We start from the raw sequence: 18873 nt of genomic DNA, 5'->3' as shown, positions 1-18873 counted from the left end.
TTAAGCTCCATACTGTTTGATAAGTGAATTTACATAGCCTTTAGCTAACTGCTCGCAATGTTCAAATTGATCTTCGTCTGACTTACTTAACACCGCTCTTAACCACAGCCCATCAATCATCGCTGCACATAATTCGGCTGCAAGTTTGGCATCAACGTCATTCATTAATGCTTTGAATGAACTTGTTAAGTTACTAAAAAGACGGCGGCTATTAACGTTTTGTAAACGATGTAATTGCACGTCATGCATTGATTGCGCCCAAAAGCTTAACCAAGTTTTAGTGGTATCACTTTGCAGCTGTAAGCGTGCAAAGTTCGCTTCAACTATAAACATCAACCGTTGTTCTGGCGTCGTAGTTGCTGTTACACGTTCAATTAATGCACGCTTCAAGTTGGTTAATAAATAACGCACAGTGGCTTCTATCAAGCCCTGTTTACCACCAAAGTAATGACTAATAATGCCCGACGACAAACCCGCCTTGTTACTAATACTGTTAATCGTTGTGCCTTGTAAACCAAGCTCAGCAACCGACTCAATTGTGGCGTCAATTAACTGCTGACGACGGACAGGTTCCATTCCAACTTTAGGCATGATTTTTATTAATTGATCGTTCAGTAAAAATAAAGGTTAAAGTAATAGATTGGGTAATTCAAGGTTGACAAACTGTAAACAAGCTAAAGTGGCGTCAGCAAAGTGACTCTAAGTAACTGTATTAGCGTTTATAAATTGGCTTAGAAAAAATTACGAAAAAAAATAATATAATTGCCATTTTTCAAGTAAATGTTACGAAATGCAGCAAAAAACAGAAAGTATGCAAGAAATTAAAACCTCAATGTTGATAAACGTATCCCAACAATACGAGTATTGCCATGCAGCATAAATAAGTAATATAAGACTATTAATGTATGTATTCTGCACCTATGCTACTAACATCGTATTTTTCAATTGTTAGCTTTAACATTAGCAAAGCCATTTTTGTTAATTAACTTTGCAGCTTCCCTTTAAGGTAAAGCCAATCTTTGTCGCATAATAAAATTAATAATTTATTTTGACCTTCCCCTCATGGGAAGGATTAATCTCTACAACTCAAGATAAATTACAGCAGTGGAGGTTAATGTGGATAAATCAATTCAATTTAGTGTTGCCGGGATGACCTGCGCTTCCTGCGTTGGTAGAGTCGAGAAGGCTTTAGGCAAGGTTACTGGTGTTGTAAATGCAACTGTTAATTTAGCACTAGAAACAGTAACAGTAGAAGGCGCAGCCGAAACTACTGCGCTAATAGATGCGGTAAAAAATGCAGGTTATGAAGTACCAATCACCCATGTTCAATACCAAGTTGCTGGGATGACCTGCGCCTCTTGCGTTACGCGAGTAGAAAAAGCAATGATGCAACTGCAACAAATACTCACCGCAAGCGTAAATCTAGCAACAGAAAAACTTAATCTGACCTTGCTTTCGCCATTATCAATAACTGACATTGCAACCACCTTAAATAATGCCGGCTATCAGCTAGTTGATACATCGTATGATGTGAAAGAAAAGGAAAAACACGCTTTTTATCAAGCGGATTGGTTCCCTGCACTTGCTTCAATACTCTTAACGTTACCTATGGTTTTAGCAATGTTTGCCATGCTCTTTCAACATGATTGGATGCTCCCGGCTTGGACCCAGTGGTTACTCGCAACACCTGTACAGTTTTATTTTGGCGCGCGTTTTTATCGGGCGGGCTGGGCTGCTGTTAAAGCTGGCTCCGGTAATATGGATTTATTAGTCGCTATTGGTACCAGCGCCGCATATGGTCTATCAGTGTACTTATGGTGGACTTTTACTGGGCAGCACGGTTCCCCTCACCTTTACTTTGAAAGCAGTAGCGCCGTGCTCAGCTTAGTACTTTTAGGCAAATACCTTGAGCACAGAGCTAAACGCCAAACAACAAGTGCTCTAAAAGCACTAGAGGGCTTACGGCCAACCACAGCAACCGTGTGGCGCGAAAACAACTGGACTGAAGTCGCTGCTGCGATGATCAAAACAGATGAACGACTATTAATTAAACCCAGTGAACGTGTCCCTGTAGATGGCGTTATCATTAAAGGTCAATCGCAAATTGATGAAGCTTTAATAAGCGGTGAAAGCATGCCAGTATTTAAATCAATCGCAGATAAAGTAACTGGCGGATCCGTTAATTTAGATGGAGTATTAGAGATCAGCGCTACAAGCGTTGGGGCAGAATCAACGCTTGCGAAAATAATACGTTTAGTAGAGCAAGCACAAGGCGCCAAAGCTCCTGTACAAGCATTAGTAGATAAAGTGAGTGCTATCTTTGTACCTATAGTATTGTTGATCGCACTCATTACTTTAGTAAGCTGGGGTTTAGCAACAGGTAATTGGCAACAAAGTATTCTTAATGCTGTTGCTGTGCTTGTCATCGCTTGTCCTTGTGCCCTCGGGTTAGCGACCCCTGCCGCCATAATGGCGGGAACTGGCACGGCTGCGCGATTTGGTATATTAGTCAAAGATGCTCGTGCTTTAGAGCAAGCCACTGCAATTAACATGGTGGTTTTTGATAAAACAGGCACACTCACGGTAGGGAAACCTGAATTAGTGAGTATACATACGCTTTCTGGTGATGAAGATGATTTACTGCAGTTGGCCGCATCATTACAGCAATACAGTGAACACCCATTGGCCAAAGCTGTTTTAAATAAAGCGCATGAGCACAACTTGCAAGCAAACGCTGTTACTGATTTTCAAGTTGTCGCTGGCAGAGGTGTAAAAGCGCACCACCAAAATGCAAGGTTATTATTCGGCAGTGGTTTTTGGATGCAAGAGCTAGGACTCACCTTGCCACAAATAGAAATTGATGTACCAGGTGCTTCGTTATCGTGGTTGGTTAGTCAGCAAAATGAAGAGAGTAATTTTTTAGGGTTATTTTGCTTTACTGATCAGCTAAAACCACATGCGATTGCCGCGATAAAACAACTAAAACAGCAAGGTATTAAAGTGGCAATGTTAACCGGTGACAGCCAAAGTAGTGCCGATTATACAGCCAAACTATTGGCATTAGATGATTACCAAGCGCAAGTGCTGCCTGAATCTAAAGCACAGTATATAAGTAACTCACAGCAAGCTGGTTATCTCGTTGCTATGGTAGGAGATGGTATCAATGATGCCCCGGCGTTGGCGCAAGCAGATTTGGGTATCGCAATGGCCACAGGTACCGAAGTCGCAGTAAGTGCAGCAGCAATAACGCTCATGCGGGGTGAGCCTGCTTTAGTGGCATCTGCGCTATCAATGGCTAAACTGACATACCGAAAAATTAAGCAAAATTTATTTTGGGCATTTATTTTCAATGTCATTGGTATTCCTCTCGCTGCACTTGGTTACCTCAACCCTATACTTGCAGGAGCAGCGATGGCCACCAGTAGTTTGCTGGTGATCAGTAATGCCTTACTACTACAACGCTGGCAACCAAAGGAGTAACAAGCATGGAGAAACTCATCACAATCGGTGAAGCAGCACAATTAACTGGGCTTTCAGCCAAAATGATCCGCCATTACGAAGCCAGTAGTTTATTAAAATGCACTAAACGCAGCGAAGCAGGTTACCGTTTATATAGTGATCAGCAACTGCAATTATTAGGTGTTATTAGACAAGCTAGGAAGCTTGGGTTTCCAATAATCCAAATTCAATCACTATTAACCTTGTGGCAAAACCCAGCTCGCACAAGTAGAGAAGTAAAATCTATTGCTCAGCATCACCTGAGTGAAATTGAAGAAAAAATTAATGAGCTACAGCAAATGCGCCAAGCACTCAAACTGTTATCTGATAATTGTAGCGATGATGAGAATGCCCACTGCGCAATTTTAGACGGTTTATGCCAAAACAGCTTAAATACCACGGCAAAGAAAACCATTTAAAGCAAAAAGCTAGTCATATTACTGACTGGCTTTTTGCTGTTTAAAAATAGCGAGTAACACTGTACTTTAGTGATTCAGCAAACCCCCTTTAAAGAAAGCAGGCATTAAACGGCAAATAAGTCTCGTGGTGCTGATAAAGCGAATAAAGCCACTTTTACCGCTAGGCATCTGCTCAGTGAGGTATCAGAAAATTTGTTCACGCGGTAAACAATGTACGCTCACAAGGGGCTAATTTTTAGTGTTAGCCGCCGGCTTGCTGCCTCCTGCCAGATAAGAGCAAAACAATTGCCGCATCCATACCAGTTGTTAAAGCACCTGCAAATAACATTTGGCAATCCTGTTCAGTATTACAAGCTAATTGATGACAAATAATTAAGATTTTAGTTTTAAATGCACGACCCGTGAGCGTAAACTCCACAAGCAGTGGAATTGCAAAAGGGATCGCCAGATTGCTTTTTACTGATACGCTACTCAACTAACCACGTCGCACGTTCATCCGTGACTCATACTGGTCAGTCTAAGTTAACCCATTGCTTAATTTCTAATGCAGTCATGATCAGCTCAACAGAAAATGCAGCTAAAATCATGCCCATCACGCGGGTTAAAATTGATGCTCCGCCAGTACCAATTAATTTGATTATTTTGCCTGAGAGCAATAACAAAATAAGTGTCAGCCCTAATACCGCTAACATCACCAAGGCGGTACCGATCTGCGTAACAACAGGGTAAATATGGTTATCTGTTAGTAAAATCACGGCTAAGATAGCACCAGGAGTTGCAGTTGCCGGTATTGCCAGTGGAAAAACGGCAATATCATGTCCAGGGTCTTGCTGCGCTTTATTAAAGTCGTTACCAAAAATCATTTGTAAGCCAAATAAAAATAAAATAATCCCACCGCCCAACTGAAACGACACTAACCTTATACCCATTGCATTTAGAATAAGCTGCCCAACTAAAATAGACGCAAGTAATACGCACGCCGCATAAAGCACTGTTTTAAATGCCGTTTTACGTCTTTGTTGCTCTGTTAGGTGTGAAGTCAATGCCGCAAACAGCGCCATAGTACCAATAGGATCAATCGTAGCCCAAATAACGAGGGCATCTTGAGAAAGCTTTTCTAGCATATAAAAATCCTTGTTAAGCGAAAGGTCTAATTAAAATCGGGTAACAAATTCATGTCCTTAGATCACAAGTTAATCTGCTGATATTTTATACATTATTATAACTAAAAGTATTAATTAAGAGCTAATAACTTGGTTTATTAAGTTTTTAGTTAATAAAATTCGACTAAATAAAGACCTGAGTTACGCTATTGCTAGCTATCAACACTTAAGAAAAATAAAAAATAACGTCCTTCCTATATTGATTATTTGTAAATAATTGCGCTTTGTTCTAAACCTAAAGAAGCGCTTTAATTAGGAGCATAATATGCCAACACCTCAAACAATTGATAAACAAACTCCCTTTGCAGCGTGTATTAAATGTAATACGGTTAGTACATTTGCAGCGTTTCACTGGCTGGCACTGGCCTTTAAAGATATGACCAGAGCCCCCATTTTGAGTCTAGTTTACGGGCTAATTTTTACGCTTATTCCGCTGGCAATTATATATTCTGTTGTACTCACAGAAAGCCACTTAGTGGTGTTACCCGCCACAGTTGCATTTGCTTTAATAGGCCCCGTGTTTGCCGTGGGGCTTTATGATGTTGCGTGGGAGCTTGAAAAGGGCCACACGCCTACCCTAGGTCACTCGCTAAAATCCATGTTCAGAAATCCCGTAGGTGAATGGGGGTTTGCAATTTTACTGATGATAATAATGATTATATGGATGCGCCTTGCTGCACTGGTTCATGCCCTCTACCCAAGTTATGCTAACCCTACATTTGAAGAGCTATCCGCATTTTTAACCGTAGGTTCAATCATTGGCGGTGTATTACTGGTGACTGTATTTGCGATTTCAGCCTTCACACCGCAAATTATGATGGAAAGACGGGTTGATATCATGACTGCGGTTGTCTCATCAATGCATGCTGTTAGAGTAAATTTTGCAGCGATGGTGGTATGGGCCATCTGTATTTTTGTCCTTGTTGCTATCGGCTTTATAACCGGCGCCACCGGTTTTATTGTTATTATGCCGCTACTAAGCTACGCCAGCTGGCATGGCTATATTGCAGTAATTAAAACCAAAAAAGCCCGAGAATATGAGTAACCTAGAAGCAAGAAGGCCAGATGTCGCTGGCCTTTTTTTGAAATGAATTAATAACAAAGGAACCTATTTCTTAGCTCTGAGCATGGTACTGATCACGCCATCTTGCTTAATTAAGCCATGGTATAGCGCTGCACTGATGTGCATAAAGATCATCGCTAAAAACAACCAAGCTACAATGCCATGCATTTCTCGAAAAAATGCAAAGTATTTAATATTTGCATCAAGTAAATTAGGCAACGTAAACAGCCCAAACACCTGCACCACGCGCCCATCGGCATTTTGCATCAACCAGCCAGATAACGGCATCAGTATCATCGCAGCATACAGCCCGATATGAGTTACCGACGCCGCTAAGTGCTGAATTGCAGGTAACTCACTGGGTAATTCAGGAGCGACACTAAGTGCTTTATTTATCAGCCTTATTATTACCAGTACAAGTGCTAAAAAGCCGAATGATTTATGCAAGGCTACGGCTTCTAGCTGCCAAACAGCCAAGCTTTGCACCATTGATAAGCCTAAGAACAGCATCGAAATCAAAAGCAATGCCATAACCCAATGTAATAATTGACTGGTCGCTGAGTACCTTTTATTTACTGACATTACGCGCTCCTTATTGATTTGTTGATTGACCATCAAGCAATGTTTCAGTGGCTCTGCGACGATAAGACTGAGCATACGCTGCTCCTCTTGCGCGCAAAATAGGATCCGCTGTCGCACTCATTCCTGCGGGTAAAACTAATGGGTCAAAGTTTTGAGCCCCACACTTTCCTTCATCCTGAGGACGCCAGTCAGTGATCACTAACGTACCAGCATTGATTGTTTTGCGCGTAGTGGGCCAAGGTATTGTCGGATTATTTTCATCGTCACTGCTATGTGCCAAAGTAAACATCAAATCAAATTTAACTGGCTGGTTTTTTAGTTGCTCCGCAAGCTGTTGTTGTAAGGCATCAGCAGAAGTCTGATCAAGCTCAACTAACTCTTTGTAATTATCATCAGGAACTGCTTCGAAGCGCACGGCTTGCTTTTCGCCGTGCGCATTGTGTAAATAAAATGCATTTATGCTGTGGTAGCGCTCTGTAGCAAAACTATTTGTCGGCACGTAACTGGCTTTCCACTCGTTAAATGCTTTGCTTTCTGGGTGCGCTTTAAAAAAGGCTTTAATTTTCTCAGGATCGCGCTGTTTGGTGATTGGATCAGGCGATAATGCCTGCAATTGCTGAAAAAATGCATCGGGCGTAGCGACTGCCATCACAGGCGGGGTATTCATCGCCACTCGCCATTCTTGCGTAGTTGCGCTATTAACAACAAAAGCGAAACTACGCACCGGTGCTTTTAAATCAGGTGCCGTTGGATTATTACCTGCAATTGAAAAACGCCCTAGGAATTCGGTGTCGCCCTCATTAAAGATTGCTGCAGTTGAATAACTGGCTAATGCGCCAGTCGATTCAAAGCGACCTGAAACACACATCCCTTTTGCATGGGCACGCCGAAAGCCGAGGTGAGGCTCATCACCTTGTTGTAAATCAACAAATCGTTGTGCGGTCACTGTGTCGCCATTAAATACACCGGCAAAATACAAAGTAGCAGTTGCAAATGCCGCCATCGAACCAAGTAGCAAACATTTGCGCACGACTGAGGAGCCTGCATTGCTACTGCGTTTATCATTAGTCATATTATAACTTGCCCTTCTATCTCATTATTTATTATCAATACTCCCTTGCAAAGACCGACTAAAGCTGGAAGCTATTTCAATAAATTAAAAAGAATTCACGATTAGGTTCATAACACTTAAATAATAACCGCTTTTATAAACGTGCTGGCAACCTAAAAATCAAATAAATAGCTGAGCTGGCAAGTATAACTCTTGGCGTAGTAGCCTACGCCCTTGCTTAAGAGCATTGTTATAAGATGGCTTGTTGGTCGCATCGATATAACCAAAAAAGAACTCAAAATCTTGCTTATACTGTTGGTAATACAAGCGCTGCATTGGTGACGCAAAACCTTGGCCTCTAAACTGCTTAGCAATAAAAATATCACTCACCAGTAAACCATTTAAGCCTAGTTCTTCACTCGACTCGCCCATGATCATACCTAGCGGCTCGTCTTGATAAAACGCCATGCAGCATAAACCATCTGCAATAGATTCACTTACGTCTTGTTGCTCACTTATTGGTACTATGGTTTTCATTTCTGGGTGTGCCGTTAAAAATTCGCTATATTCTTGTTGATACCAAGCCCAATGTTTGTCGAGTGTAAATGGCTGCATCGTGATATTGCCATGCAGACGTTTATCAATTTCAAGTAGTGGGTTTTCAGCCCCTAACAACGAGTCAACGGCTCGCGCTCCGGGTAAACTTAAAAGCTGTTTGGCTGCATCGGAGTCGGGGGCTGGCCAGAGGCAAATATATTTGGCCGTACACCAGCAAAATACCTTGCTGATGTAACGAATCAGATCGCAAAGCAATGGCAAAGATAACGCGTGCTCACTGAATACTTCAAACATCGTTTCGTCATCATCATTACGACAAACGTTGACTATAAATAAGCTACCATCAGCGGCTTCGACAACTTGCGCATATAAATCATCATCGGGTACAGCGGCACTAATATTACGTCGCTGGCGTAATTCACTAAAATCCGCAGGGCTACAATCCTCATTCAATGCAAGTAAGTCTTCACACTCTTTGGCGATTGCTTTGTCAATATCTAAGCCTTTTATGGCGTCAAGTTTATAGGAGCTTAAAACCCCTTTACCTAAACGACGTAAGCACTCTTGGTTTATTTTATACAGTGGATAATGACGCATAACTTCCCTTTAATGGCTATTTTTAGTTAATATGTGGACAGTAAAGACGTAAATCAACTAAATGATAATGAAGTAATTAATGAGCTCTTTGTCATACGCAATAACGGTTGATTTACGCATCTAATAGCAACATAAAAAATGCCTGAAAGATTATATTTATTATCTTGCTATCAGGCTTATTCACTCCTATAGTCTGCAAATTATCCTCCTTAATTTTGAATCACTTTGTCTATTAAATCCCGCGCTCCTGTCAGTCAGTTTGGTGAGTTATTAGGCTATGCGCCTGGTAATGTTGCTGTTTATTCGTCTGATTACGATACAGCTGACGCAACAATTTATCCTAACCGTAGTGCCTATCGTAGTTACCTCGATGGTATTTACATGGGCTATAAATGGCAATGTGTTGAATTTGCGCGGCGCTGGATGTACCTCAATCATGGCTATATTTTTGATGATGTTGCAATGGCTTACGATATTTTTGAGCTACGCTCAGTGCGTGATATAAACAATCAAACCAGATTGCCGTTACAAGCATTTCGTAATGGTGCAAAACACCACCCAGTGGTAGGAAGTTTACTCATTTGGGAAGAAGGCGGTGAATTTGAAGAAACAGGTCATGTTGCGGTGGTGGTTGAAGTACATCAGGATAAAATTCGCCTTGCTGAACAAAACGTGGCCCATCAGCTATGGCCGCAAGATCAACCGTGGTGTCGCGAACTTAAAGCGAAAGTCACAAAAGAAGGTGACTACTGGATTGAGTGCTCTTACAGTGACGCCACTATTTTAGGCTGGATGACACAAACTGAGCACAGCGAATTTAGTGAACCAACGCCTGAAATAAACACGGATCTGTTTGCCATAAAAGCCCAATATGCAACTGATTATGGGCAAGCCACAAAGTCATGGCTTAACATTGCCAATGACGATGAAGCCGCCTACGTAGAGATGATGCAAGGGCATAAGTTGACCTCAGTCAGTGCAGATCAACATCATTATTTTACAATTTCAAAAACCGCTCAACAAACTATTGAGCATGCTAGCAATGAATTACATGGCTTGTTTATGCATGCAACAGACTATGTACTGCAGCATCCTGAGCTATTGAAAAAGTTTAATTTACCCGATGCGGTGCTCAATAAAATTCGCCAATCATGGGATAATCGCTTAAATCAACTGATCACCAGTCGATTTGATTTTGCATTAACTCCCGCAGGCTTAAAAGTCTATGAATACAACTGCGATTCAGCATCGTGCTACATGGAAAGTGGTAAAGTACAAGGTAAGTGGGGCAAACACTTTGGTGTTAAAACGGGTATTGATGCCGGCCATGATTTATTTAAAGACTTAGTCAGAGCATGGCGAAAAAGTGAAGTAAACGGCCTTGTCCATATATTGCAAGATGATGAGCCAGAAGAACATTACCATGCATTGTTTATGAAAGAAGCTATTGAAGCCGCTGGTTTTGAGTGCAAAGTAATCATTGGTTTGACTGATTTACACTGGGACGCAGCGGGTAATATTGTTGACGCTGATGGCGAAAAACTCAGTTACGTTTGGAAAACATGGTCATGGGAAACCGCTCTTGATCAAATAAGACAAGAGTGTGAGGCAGATCAATCCCAAAGCGATGATTTTGAGCCGCAATGGCAACCTGGTAAAACCCCACGCTTGGTCGATGTATTACTTCGTAAAAATGTGATGGTTTTTGAGCCGCTGTGGACATTAATACCCAGTAATAAAGCAATTTTGCCAGTACTGTGGAGTTTATTTCCAAATCATCCGTTTTTACTCAATACTGCATTTGATTTAAATGATGAGCTATTGCAAACAGGCTATGTTATTAAACCGATTGTTGGTCGATGCGGTGCAAATATTCAACTCGTTGATGAACAACAACACGTAATAGAAAAAACAACCGGTCATTTTGCCTCTCAAGAGCAAATATACCAGCAGTTATTTGCCCTTCCTAAAGTAGCTGATTACTTTGTGCAAATATGTAGTTTTACCGCAGCTGGTAAATACGCAGGTGCTGGCGTGCGCGTTGATAAGAGCATGATCATAAACGGCCACAGCGACTGTATGGCACTGCGTATCAGCGATGATAATTACTTTTAATTAAAGGTGCTTTAACCTCAATATTGGGCGCATATCAAACCCAACAAGTAGCCTGTTTACTGCTACTTGTTGGGTAAATAAAGTGGCAACGCACCGTTAGCGCTAGCATTTACGCCCGCTCATCTTTAGGTGAGTCCATCACTACATGCGATGTAATTGTTCGCACTTGTGGGATTGAACCTAAAACATCAGCGTGAAATGCTTTATAGGATTTTATATCAGCGGTTTCTACGCGTAATAAATATTCAAAAGAACCTGTCACGTTGTGACACTCTTTTACCTCATCTATAAATTCCAGCGCTTGCTCAAACGCACGTTGCGATTTTGTCGAGTGTTCATTTAAGCCCACCCCAACATACGCGACAAAACCCAGTCCAAATGCTTGATTATTTATCACCGCGCGGTAGCCTTTGATCACGCCTGCTTTTTCTAACTCTTGTACACGGCGCAAGCATGCTGATGGGGATAAACCAACCAAATCAGCAAGTTCAGCGTTGGCAATTCGACCACTGCGCTTTAACTCTTGCAATATCCTGTCGTTAATTCGATCTTTTTTCATAATAAGTTGCTAAAGTAAATTTATAATAGATTAATAAGCGCAAAAATTGCGAGCCATACAAAATATAATTGCACAATCATTATCAACTGAGCAACTATAAATGAATATTGAATTGATATCAGCATTAGCATTATTTGCACTGGTTTCTTCCATCACTCCTGGTCCTAACAACCTGATGTTAATGAACTCAGGCGCTAACTTTGGTTTTAAACGTACATTGCCACATTTACTGGGCGTCACAATTGGCTTTGTGATCATGCTCGTATTGGTTGGTTTAGGTGTCATGCAATTATTTGACTTTTTTCCATGGAGTTACCAGCTATTAAAAGTGCTTTGTATTGCTTATTTGCTTTATCTTGCTTATAAAATTGCCAGTAATAAAACCCCTATCGGTGCTAAAAATAGCGATACTAAACCGTTTACTTTTGTACAAGCATCTTTATTTCAATGGGTTAACCCGAAAGCCTGGACCATGGCATTAAGTGCAGTGAGTGTTTATGCTCCATCCAAAGGAATTGGCGCAGTGGTACTTGTAGGCCTTGTTTTCGGTATAGTTAATTTACCCTGTGTCAGCTCATGGACGTTAGTCGGACAACAGCTACAAGTATGGCTAAAAGATCGTAAACGTCTACGAGCATTCAATATTTTTATGGCTGTATTATTAATCGCCTCGGTACTTTTTAGTATGCTGTGAGTAATAAAACAAATAAACGCCTTAACAATGGCAGCTTGGTTAAGTTGCCATTGTTAACCTCAATTTTGGATAATAAATAAATCTCCAGCAGTTAACTTATAAACCACCTCGCGAACTAAAACTTTGATCTACTGCAACATGACCATGCTTGCCTCGTGCAATTATGGGGACACAGGCAAACGCTACTGACACTTATCTATATTCATGAAGAGAGATGGCTAATGACGAATAAAGCAATAGCGAAGTTTAATATTTCTGCAACCGCAGCAAGTAATTTCCAACATGAAGCTGACGCAACGGCTGATTTTTGGGGCAATAAACCACTTAATACCTTGCCCCCTCATGATTTTATTGCCCCCTATGCACGCCATAAAACGCTGCCCACACCCGGTATCGAAAAACGTAATGCTTGGATCATTGGTGGCGGTATTGGTGGCCTAGCAGCGGCATTTTATCTTATTCGCGATGGCCATATGAGCGCTGAAAATATTACCATTTTAGAAGAAATGGATATTGAAGGCGGTTCTATGGATGGCGCGGGTAACCCTGATGACGGCTATATTATTCGTGGTGGCCGCGAAATGAACTGGAATTACGACACCCTGTGGGATCTGTTTCAAGATGTTCCCGCTGTAGAACTGCCCGAAGGCTATTCTGTGCTTGATGAGTACCGTTTAATTAATGATAACGACGCCAATTACTCGCAAGCCCGTTTAATAAATAAATGCGGTGAGATACTTGATGCAAGCGACTTCGGCCTGAATAAGTCTCAGCAATGGGAGTTGATCCGTTTAATGCTCAAACGCAAAGAAGAGCTTGACGATCTCAGTATTGAAGACTATTTCAGCGAAGGTTTTTTACAAAGTAATTTTTGGTTCTTATTTCGCACTATGTTTGCCTTTAAAAATTGTCATAGTCTGTTAGAAACCAAACTGTATTTGCATCGCTTTTTGGATTCTATTGATGGTTTTGGCGACATGTCTGTGTTACTTTTTCCAAAGTATAATCAGTACGATACCTTTATTAAACCGCTTGCTAATTTATTACGAGACAAAGGTGTAACTTTTCAGTTTGCAAGCCGTGTAAACGATCTGGATATAACATTTACCGGTAACAAAAAAACCGTAACGGGGATCCACGCCACGGTAAAAGGTGCAGCACAGCATATTAACGTTGCCCCAGACGATTTAGTTTTTGCACTCACAGGCTCAATGACAGAACATACTGCTTATGGCGATATGCACAGTGTGCCCAAACTCAATTGTGAAAAACACGATCCTGGTGAAGATAGCGGGTGGAATTTATGGAAAAACCTCGCTAAAAAATCTGCGCTGTTTGGGAAACCGGAAAAATTTTATGGCGATATTGATAAATCTATGTGGGAGTCAGCCACACTCACTTGCAAGCCATCGCCACTTATAGACAAGCTAAAGACATTATCAGTAAACGATCCCTACTCTGGTCGCACGGTAACTGGTGGCATTATTACTTTTACAGACTCTAACTGGCTATTGAGTGTAACCTGTAACCGCCAGCCACACTTTCCTGATCAACCTGATGACACCTTAGTACTTTGGGTTTATGGTTTATTAATGGATAAACAAGGTAATCGCATCGCTAAAACAATGCCCCAATGCAGCGGTGAAGAAATCATCACGGAGCTTTGCTACCATTTGGGCATTGAACATCAGCTTGACGAGATCATAGCCAATACCAAAATACGTACAGCACTAATGCCTTATATCACTGCGCAATTTATGACTCGCGCAGCTGGCGACAGACCTACCGCCGTTCCTGAAGGTTGTACAAACTTAGGCTTGATTGGTCAATTTGTCGAAACCCACAACGATATTATCTTCACGATGGAAGCCTCTATTCGTACAGCACGTATTGGCGTATATAAGTTACTTAATATCCCTAAACAAGTGCCCGACATCAGCCCAACCCAATATGACATTCGTAACCTTATTAAAGGAGCAAGAGCGCTCAATAGCGGCAAGCCTTTTATTGGCGAGCGATTATTACATCGCCTGCTTGATAAAACCTACTTTGCGCATATTTTACCGCCGCTACCAGAGCCAAGTAGTAAAAAGCAAAGCCATTTCGAAGCAGAAATGCACGAGCTGCTAGGCAAAGGCAGCTCGGCGATGCATAAATTTTCAAGCTGGGTTGGCACGCTAAGAGATAACTTTTCACATAAAGATAAATAACCTGAGCTGCGGATAATAAATCTATCCTCAGTGGCCATGGACGGCCACGCTAAAATGGCACACTCAAGGTACAACAAACCAAAGCCTTGATCTTGATAAAGTGCAATAAGAAAAAATCAGGCTAGAATAAATAATAATAATTGAGCTCTGGATAATCAATCTGTCTCCAGTAGCTATTTTAGTAAACCTTTTTAACCAAAGTTCTGATTAGTGATTTCACGGGAGCAAAAATGAGCCAAACAGTTGCAGATTTAATGACTTCAGATCCATTTGCCGTAAGTGCAGAAAACACCCTACACGACGCACATAACCTAATGAAAGAAAAAAATATTCGCCATATTCCCGTAATTGATAGCAATGGCAAACTAGTGGGTATGTTGACACAAAAAATCATGATTGCCCAAGTGATGAATATTATGGCTAATTACAGTCCTAGCGCACTTGAACGAAAGGAAAAACAAACCAAGATAGACACTATCATGGCAACCGATTTTGCCACTGTGCTAGCAACGCAACCACTACAAGATGTTGCTCGGTTTTTTGTTGATAACCGCCATGGTTGCATGCCAGTACTCAATGAACAAAACAAACTTGTGGGTATCCTTACCTCGTCCGACTTTGTTCGCCTAGCGGCCGCTTTATTATCTTAATGCAAAGTGATAATAACACCGCTATCCGCCTCAAATAAATATAAACTCGTATATGCCAAGTAGTCCTTGGCATACGGCTACAACCAGCCTTTGTGTTTGAAAAACAAATAAGGTGCAAAGCCCGATAGCAACATAATGCCAATTGCAAATGGGTAACCCCATTCCCATTGCAGCTCTGGCATACTATTGAAATTCATCCCGTACACACTGGCTACTACGGTCGGCGGTAAAAACACCACCGAGGCAATCGAGAAGGTTTTGATAATTTGATTTTGTTCAATATTAATAAAGCCTTGCGTTGAATCCATCAAAAAATTTACCTTATCAAACAAAAACGTACAGTGAGACATAAGAGTATCTATATCAAGTACAATTTCTCGTAGTGATTCGCGATCCTCGTTCTGTACACCTAAACGACGTATTAAAAACGAAATATTGCGCCGTGTATCCATTAAGCATAAACGCACTTTACCATTGGCATCCTCTAAACGCGCGATACGACTAACCGCTTCTTCTAAATCAGAGTCTTCTTCTTCTAGTACATACGCACTGAGTTTCTCTAACTGATGATGCATATCCTCGAGCATATCAGCATGATTTTCGACTTTTTGATCAAATAAGGTAACCAATAACTGTTTTGGTGTGTCACACATTACTTGACCTTTACGTGCTCTTAAGCGTAACAATCGAAAGTCAGCCAGCTCGTCATCGCGAATGGTCAGCAAACAATTATCCTGTAGTAAACAGGCCACTGTTACCGTATTAAAACGCCCTTCATTTGGCGACATAAACAATGCGTGCACATGCAAGCCTTCATTGTCGATAAAGCACCGCGATGAAGCTTCAATCTCTTGCACATCCCCTGACTCAGGAAAAGTTATATTGAGCGTTTTTGCAAGCGTGTTTCGCTCATCTTCCGTTGGATTGATTGTGTCAATCCAGTGTGCATTTCTGATTGATGCTTCAAGGGAGGTATCGGATGAAGGCTCTAACTCTTTGATCACACCCTGCTCGATAGAAAAAAATCTCAACATGCACTGCTCCTTTAATAACAAGATGAGTTGAGTATATGTAACTGATGATTAATCAACAATGACAATACACTCCTGCATCACAGTTATTATCAAGAGTAAGCAATTAGTTAACACGTAACAGCAGCTTTTGTTTTGCAGATTTTACAAAAAAGTGCATATTTTTCAGGGCATTTCAAAGCAAGCGTTCATCACCCACTTTAAAAAAACACATAAACATTTAAATATCAGAAACTTAAAAAATAATTTTTATCGGCACAGCCATTGCTTTATATAAACTAACGCATGTTCATAGACTTTATTAGGCGCTGTGAACATTCCTTATAAAAGCAGGAGGAATAATGAGTAACAATAACGAAGCAAATAAAATCGCCGAATTTACTGCCCCTGGTATGAATGAAGAATCTGCAAAAAATACCATTGCCACACTTGATAACCGCATGGTCGCACTGCTCGATTTACAATTGACTTTAAAACATATTCATTGGAATGTGGTTGGCGCTAATTTTATTGGCGTGCATGAAATGCTCGACCCTCAGGTTGAGGTGATCAGAGCAATGACCGACACCATCGCTGAGCGAATCGCTACGTTGGGCGGAGTCCCAGTTGGTACTCCAAAATCGATAGTTGATCGTCGTTCGTGGCACGATTACTCACTTGGTAAGGGCTTGGTAAAAGATCACTTAGTTGCGCTTGATAAAGTATACAATGGAATTAATGGCGATCACCGAAGTGCGATTGGCAAGCTGTCAGAGCTCGATCCGGTGTCTGAAGATATGCTCATTAGCCAACTTGCCGATTTAGAACAGTTTCAATGGTTTGTGCGTGCACACTTAGAATCGTCAACGGGTAAACTCAGCAGTTAATCTCGCGATTTTCTGTGCAGTTTAAGCTGACTGATTTATATTTAAAGTCAAAGATCAGGCTATTTAAAGCCTGATCTTTATTTATGACTGATCAACAACAATACCGCCACTTTTGGCTTATATTAGATCTTAAACTGACCTACTAAAGCACCTAAGCTCTCCCCTCGACCGGCTAAGTGATGACTAACTGATGAGGTTGTTTTAATGGAACGAGTAAGCTCATTAACTATTTCTTGAATCGCAAAAACGTTACGATTAATTTCCTCAGTTACACTACTTTGCTCGGTAGCAGCAGTGGCTATTTGCGTACTCATATCGTTAATAGTGGTAACCGAGCTGGTAACCGCTCCTAAACTTTCTGAAATAGCGCGAGATGACTCAACTGAGCGATTACAGCTTTGCTGGCTTGCCAACATTGCCTTTACCGCAGCCGTGACTAGCGTATGTAACTCATTAAGCATTTCATTAATCTCTAACGTACTCTCTTGTGTGCGACTGGCTAAACTTCTCACTTCATCTGCAACCACAGCGAAGCCACGACCTTGCTCACCTGCCCTTGCAGCTTCAATAGCGGCATTAAGGGCCAGTAAGTTAGTTTGCTCGGCAATGCCACCGATCACACTTAATACACTGTTAATTTTTTTAGATTGCTCACTTAAAGAATTAACCTGTTCAGCAGCTTGATTGATCTCACTCATTAAATTTGAAACTTCTTCTAAAGAAACATCTACACATTGTTGAGCATTGGCAACATCTTGCGTGGCTGACTGGGTGGATACCGCTACTTGCGTGGTATTTTGCGCGACCTCCTGAGATGTTGCTGACATTTCGGTGATCGCCGTTGCTACCAGCTCAGTTTCATGATTATGGTTTACTAACTGATTTTCAATTAACTGTGTTTGTGTATTGATATCATTTGATGAATCTTTTACATCACGGGTTACATCTGCCACATTGGCGATAATGCTATGTAGTTTACTAACAAACACATTAAATGAATTACCCAATTGACCAATTTCATCGTTACTATGCACCTCTAAGCGCTTAGTCAAATCACCTTCACCTTTTGCAATATCATCCAAGTTTTGCACCATATTTTGAATTGGTTTTACCATATTGTTTGCCGCAATTAAGGCAAAAAACACCGTCAACACCACCCAAAATAATGCAATTAATAACAGGGTCGCTACTTTTTCATTCATGTGTGCTTGGATTGTTGCTTGATACTTGGTTAGCTCAGCTTCAATATCATCCATGTAAGCACCCGTTCCGAGCATCCAATCTGTACCCGGAACCATCGCGGCATAACCCATTTTCTCAACTAAACCCGTTGTATTAGGCTTTTGAAAATCATAATAAAAAGCACCACCACCTTGCCTTGCTTGCTCAAGTAACCCAACGACTATTTTTTTCCCGTTGGGATCGGTCATGGCTATTTTATTTTGCCCTTCAATTGCATCCCCCAACAGTGCATGGAAAATACTAACGCCTTTTGTATCATAGATAAAAAAGTAACCATCTTGACCGAAAGTGAGATCACGCAAGGCATTTTTGGCATCTTCTTTCGTCCCTTTGGCTAGTTCGTAATTAATTATTTGGCGGCCTATCTCAACCTCAGTTGCTAATAAACTTTCTTTATCAGCAATTAATTTTGTTTTAAACGATACAAAATTTTGCTGTTGATTTTGATACTCTAAATAATATGAGCTGGCCATTAAACTAATTAACAGCAGCGTGAGCGGCAAAATAGCTAATAGCAACAGCTTGTTTTTCAGACTTAAATTACTCATTTTTCCTCACATGTAACAATGTAAAAA

General features: G+C 41.1%; 17 protein-coding genes. 8 read left to right on the top strand and 9 right to left on the bottom strand.

Annotated elements, in window-relative coordinates:
* Window positions 1-591, bottom strand: coding sequence for a transcriptional regulator BetI (betI, locus tag ENH88_RS10705; protein ID WP_304182234.1), 591 nt, complete (start codon window positions 589-591; stop codon window positions 1-3).
* Between the two features lie 525 nt (window positions 592-1116).
* Between betI and ENH88_RS10700 the strand changes: the two genes are divergently transcribed.
* Both ENH88_RS10700 and ENH88_RS10695 read left to right on the top strand, forming a co-directional pair.
* Window positions 1117-3480 carry a heavy metal translocating P-type ATPase gene (locus ENH88_RS10700; protein WP_304182233.1) on the top strand — a complete coding sequence of 788 codons (2364 nt, stop codon included), beginning with the start codon at window positions 1117-1119 and terminating at the stop codon, window positions 3478-3480.
* A gap of 5 nt (window positions 3481-3485) precedes the next feature.
* Window positions 3486-3917 (top strand): MerR family DNA-binding protein, encoded by a 432-nt coding sequence (locus ENH88_RS10695; protein WP_304182232.1) that lies wholly within the window; start codon window positions 3486-3488, stop codon window positions 3915-3917.
* A gap of 241 nt (window positions 3918-4158) precedes the next feature.
* Here the strand turns inward: ENH88_RS10695 and ENH88_RS10690 are convergent, their stop codons facing one another.
* Window positions 4159-4392: a hypothetical protein gene (locus tag ENH88_RS10690; protein ID WP_304182231.1), complete on the bottom strand. Its 234-nt coding sequence runs from the start codon at window positions 4390-4392 to the stop codon at window positions 4159-4161.
* A gap of 37 nt (window positions 4393-4429) precedes the next feature.
* Entirely contained in the window at window positions 4430-5041 is a 612-nt protein-coding gene (locus tag ENH88_RS10685; RefSeq protein WP_304182230.1) for a MarC family protein, read from the bottom strand.
* 304 nt (window positions 5042-5345) lie between these two features.
* On the opposite strand from ENH88_RS10685, the gene ENH88_RS10680 reads away from it, so the two are divergent.
* On the top strand, window positions 5346-6125 hold the full coding sequence (locus ENH88_RS10680) for a DUF2189 domain-containing protein (RefSeq protein ID WP_304182229.1): 780 nt from the start codon (window positions 5346-5348) through the stop codon (window positions 6123-6125).
* Window positions 6126-6188: 63 nt separating this feature from the next.
* Here the strand turns inward: ENH88_RS10680 and ENH88_RS10675 are convergent, their stop codons facing one another.
* From ENH88_RS10675 to ENH88_RS10665, 3 genes are all read right to left on the bottom strand, one after another.
* Complete coding sequence (locus ENH88_RS10675; RefSeq protein ID WP_304182228.1) at window positions 6189-6725, bottom strand: cytochrome b; 537 nt, start codon at window positions 6723-6725, stop codon at window positions 6189-6191.
* Between the two features lie 10 nt (window positions 6726-6735).
* Window positions 6736-7797, bottom strand: coding sequence for a catalase family peroxidase (locus ENH88_RS10670; protein ID WP_304182227.1), 1062 nt, complete (start codon window positions 7795-7797; stop codon window positions 6736-6738).
* 159 nt (window positions 7798-7956) lie between these two features.
* Window positions 7957-8931 (bottom strand): GNAT family N-acetyltransferase, encoded by a 975-nt coding sequence (locus ENH88_RS10665; RefSeq protein WP_304182226.1) that lies wholly within the window; start codon window positions 8929-8931, stop codon window positions 7957-7959.
* 231 nt (window positions 8932-9162) lie between these two features.
* Here ENH88_RS10665 and gss point away from each other — a divergent pair, with 231 nt between their 5' ends.
* Complete coding sequence (gss, locus tag ENH88_RS10660) at window positions 9163-11046, top strand: bifunctional glutathionylspermidine amidase/synthase (RefSeq protein WP_304182252.1); 1884 nt, start codon at window positions 9163-9165, stop codon at window positions 11044-11046.
* A gap of 109 nt (window positions 11047-11155) precedes the next feature.
* On the opposite strand, the gene ENH88_RS10655 is transcribed toward gss, so the two are convergent.
* Window positions 11156-11605 carry an Lrp/AsnC family transcriptional regulator gene (locus ENH88_RS10655; protein ID WP_304182225.1) on the bottom strand — a complete coding sequence of 150 codons (450 nt, stop codon included), beginning with the start codon at window positions 11603-11605 and terminating at the stop codon, window positions 11156-11158.
* Between the two features lie 100 nt (window positions 11606-11705).
* On the opposite strand from ENH88_RS10655, the gene ENH88_RS10650 reads away from it, so the two are divergent.
* The 3 genes from ENH88_RS10650 to ENH88_RS10640 all read left to right on the top strand — a co-directional run bounded on the left by ENH88_RS10650 (window position 11706) and on the right by ENH88_RS10640 (window position 15159).
* Window positions 11706-12299 (top strand): LysE family translocator, encoded by a 594-nt coding sequence (locus ENH88_RS10650; RefSeq protein ID WP_304182224.1) that lies wholly within the window; start codon window positions 11706-11708, stop codon window positions 12297-12299.
* Window positions 12300-12520: 221 nt separating this feature from the next.
* A complete protein-coding gene (locus ENH88_RS10645) occupies window positions 12521-14509 on the top strand; it encodes an oleate hydratase (RefSeq protein ID WP_304182223.1) in 1989 nt (662 codons plus the stop codon).
* 230 nt (window positions 14510-14739) lie between these two features.
* Entirely contained in the window at window positions 14740-15159 is a 420-nt protein-coding gene (locus tag ENH88_RS10640; RefSeq protein ID WP_304182222.1) for an HPP family protein, read from the top strand.
* 77 nt (window positions 15160-15236) lie between these two features.
* On the opposite strand, the gene corA is transcribed toward ENH88_RS10640, so the two are convergent.
* A complete protein-coding gene (gene corA / locus ENH88_RS10635) occupies window positions 15237-16193 on the bottom strand; it encodes a magnesium/cobalt transporter CorA (protein ID WP_304182221.1) in 957 nt (318 codons plus the stop codon).
* 338 nt (window positions 16194-16531) lie between these two features.
* On the opposite strand from corA, the gene dps reads away from it, so the two are divergent.
* Complete coding sequence (gene dps / locus ENH88_RS10630; RefSeq protein ID WP_192542688.1) at window positions 16532-17056, top strand: DNA starvation/stationary phase protection protein Dps; 525 nt, start codon at window positions 16532-16534, stop codon at window positions 17054-17056.
* 122 nt (window positions 17057-17178) lie between these two features.
* Here the strand turns inward: dps and ENH88_RS10625 are convergent, their stop codons facing one another.
* Window positions 17179-18846, bottom strand: a complete 1668-nt coding sequence (locus ENH88_RS10625; RefSeq protein WP_304182220.1) for a methyl-accepting chemotaxis protein — start codon at window positions 18844-18846, stop codon at window positions 17179-17181.
* Window positions 18847-18873 lie beyond the last annotated feature (27 nt).

This window comes from Pseudoalteromonas prydzensis, from assembly GCF_011050055.1.
GTDB classification, from domain to species: domain Bacteria; phylum Pseudomonadota; class Gammaproteobacteria; order Enterobacterales; family Alteromonadaceae; genus Pseudoalteromonas; species Pseudoalteromonas prydzensis_A.
The sequence above is the reverse complement of the archived record's forward strand: the minus strand, read 5'-3'. Positions and strand labels throughout refer to the sequence as shown.

Bases quoted from the DNA above. Each gene is read 5' to 3' on its own strand.
- betI (WP_304182234.1), bottom strand. From the start codon at position 591: ATGCCTAAAGTTGGAATGGAACCTGTCCGTCGTCAGCAGTTAATTGAC.
- ENH88_RS10695 (WP_304182232.1), top strand. From the start codon at position 3,486: ATGGAGAAACTCATCACAATCGGTGAAGCAGCACAATTAACTGGGCTT.
- ENH88_RS10685 (WP_304182230.1), bottom strand. From the start codon at position 5,041: ATGCTAGAAAAGCTTTCTCAAGATGCCCTCGTTATTTGGGCTACGATT.
- ENH88_RS10680 (WP_304182229.1), top strand. From the start codon at position 5,346: ATGCCAACACCTCAAACAATTGATAAACAAACTCCCTTTGCAGCGTGT.
- ENH88_RS10675 (WP_304182228.1), bottom strand. From the start codon at position 6,725: ATGTCAGTAAATAAAAGGTACTCAGCGACCAGTCAATTATTACATTGG.
- ENH88_RS10670 (WP_304182227.1), bottom strand. From the start codon at position 7,797: ATGACTAATGATAAACGCAGTAGCAATGCAGGCTCCTCAGTCGTGCGC.
- ENH88_RS10665 (WP_304182226.1), bottom strand. From the start codon at position 8,931: ATGCGTCATTATCCACTGTATAAAATAAACCAAGAGTGCTTACGTCGT.
- ENH88_RS10655 (WP_304182225.1), bottom strand. From the start codon at position 11,605: ATGAAAAAAGATCGAATTAACGACAGGATATTGCAAGAGTTAAAGCGC.
- ENH88_RS10650 (WP_304182224.1), top strand. From the start codon at position 11,706: ATGAATATTGAATTGATATCAGCATTAGCATTATTTGCACTGGTTTCT.
- ENH88_RS10645 (WP_304182223.1), top strand. From the start codon at position 12,521: ATGACGAATAAAGCAATAGCGAAGTTTAATATTTCTGCAACCGCAGCA.
- ENH88_RS10640 (WP_304182222.1), top strand. From the start codon at position 14,740: ATGAGCCAAACAGTTGCAGATTTAATGACTTCAGATCCATTTGCCGTA.
- corA (WP_304182221.1), bottom strand. From the start codon at position 16,193: ATGTTGAGATTTTTTTCTATCGAGCAGGGTGTGATCAAAGAGTTAGAG.
- dps (WP_192542688.1), top strand. From the start codon at position 16,532: ATGAGTAACAATAACGAAGCAAATAAAATCGCCGAATTTACTGCCCCT.
- ENH88_RS10625 (WP_304182220.1), bottom strand. From the start codon at position 18,846: ATGAGTAATTTAAGTCTGAAAAACAAGCTGTTGCTATTAGCTATTTTG.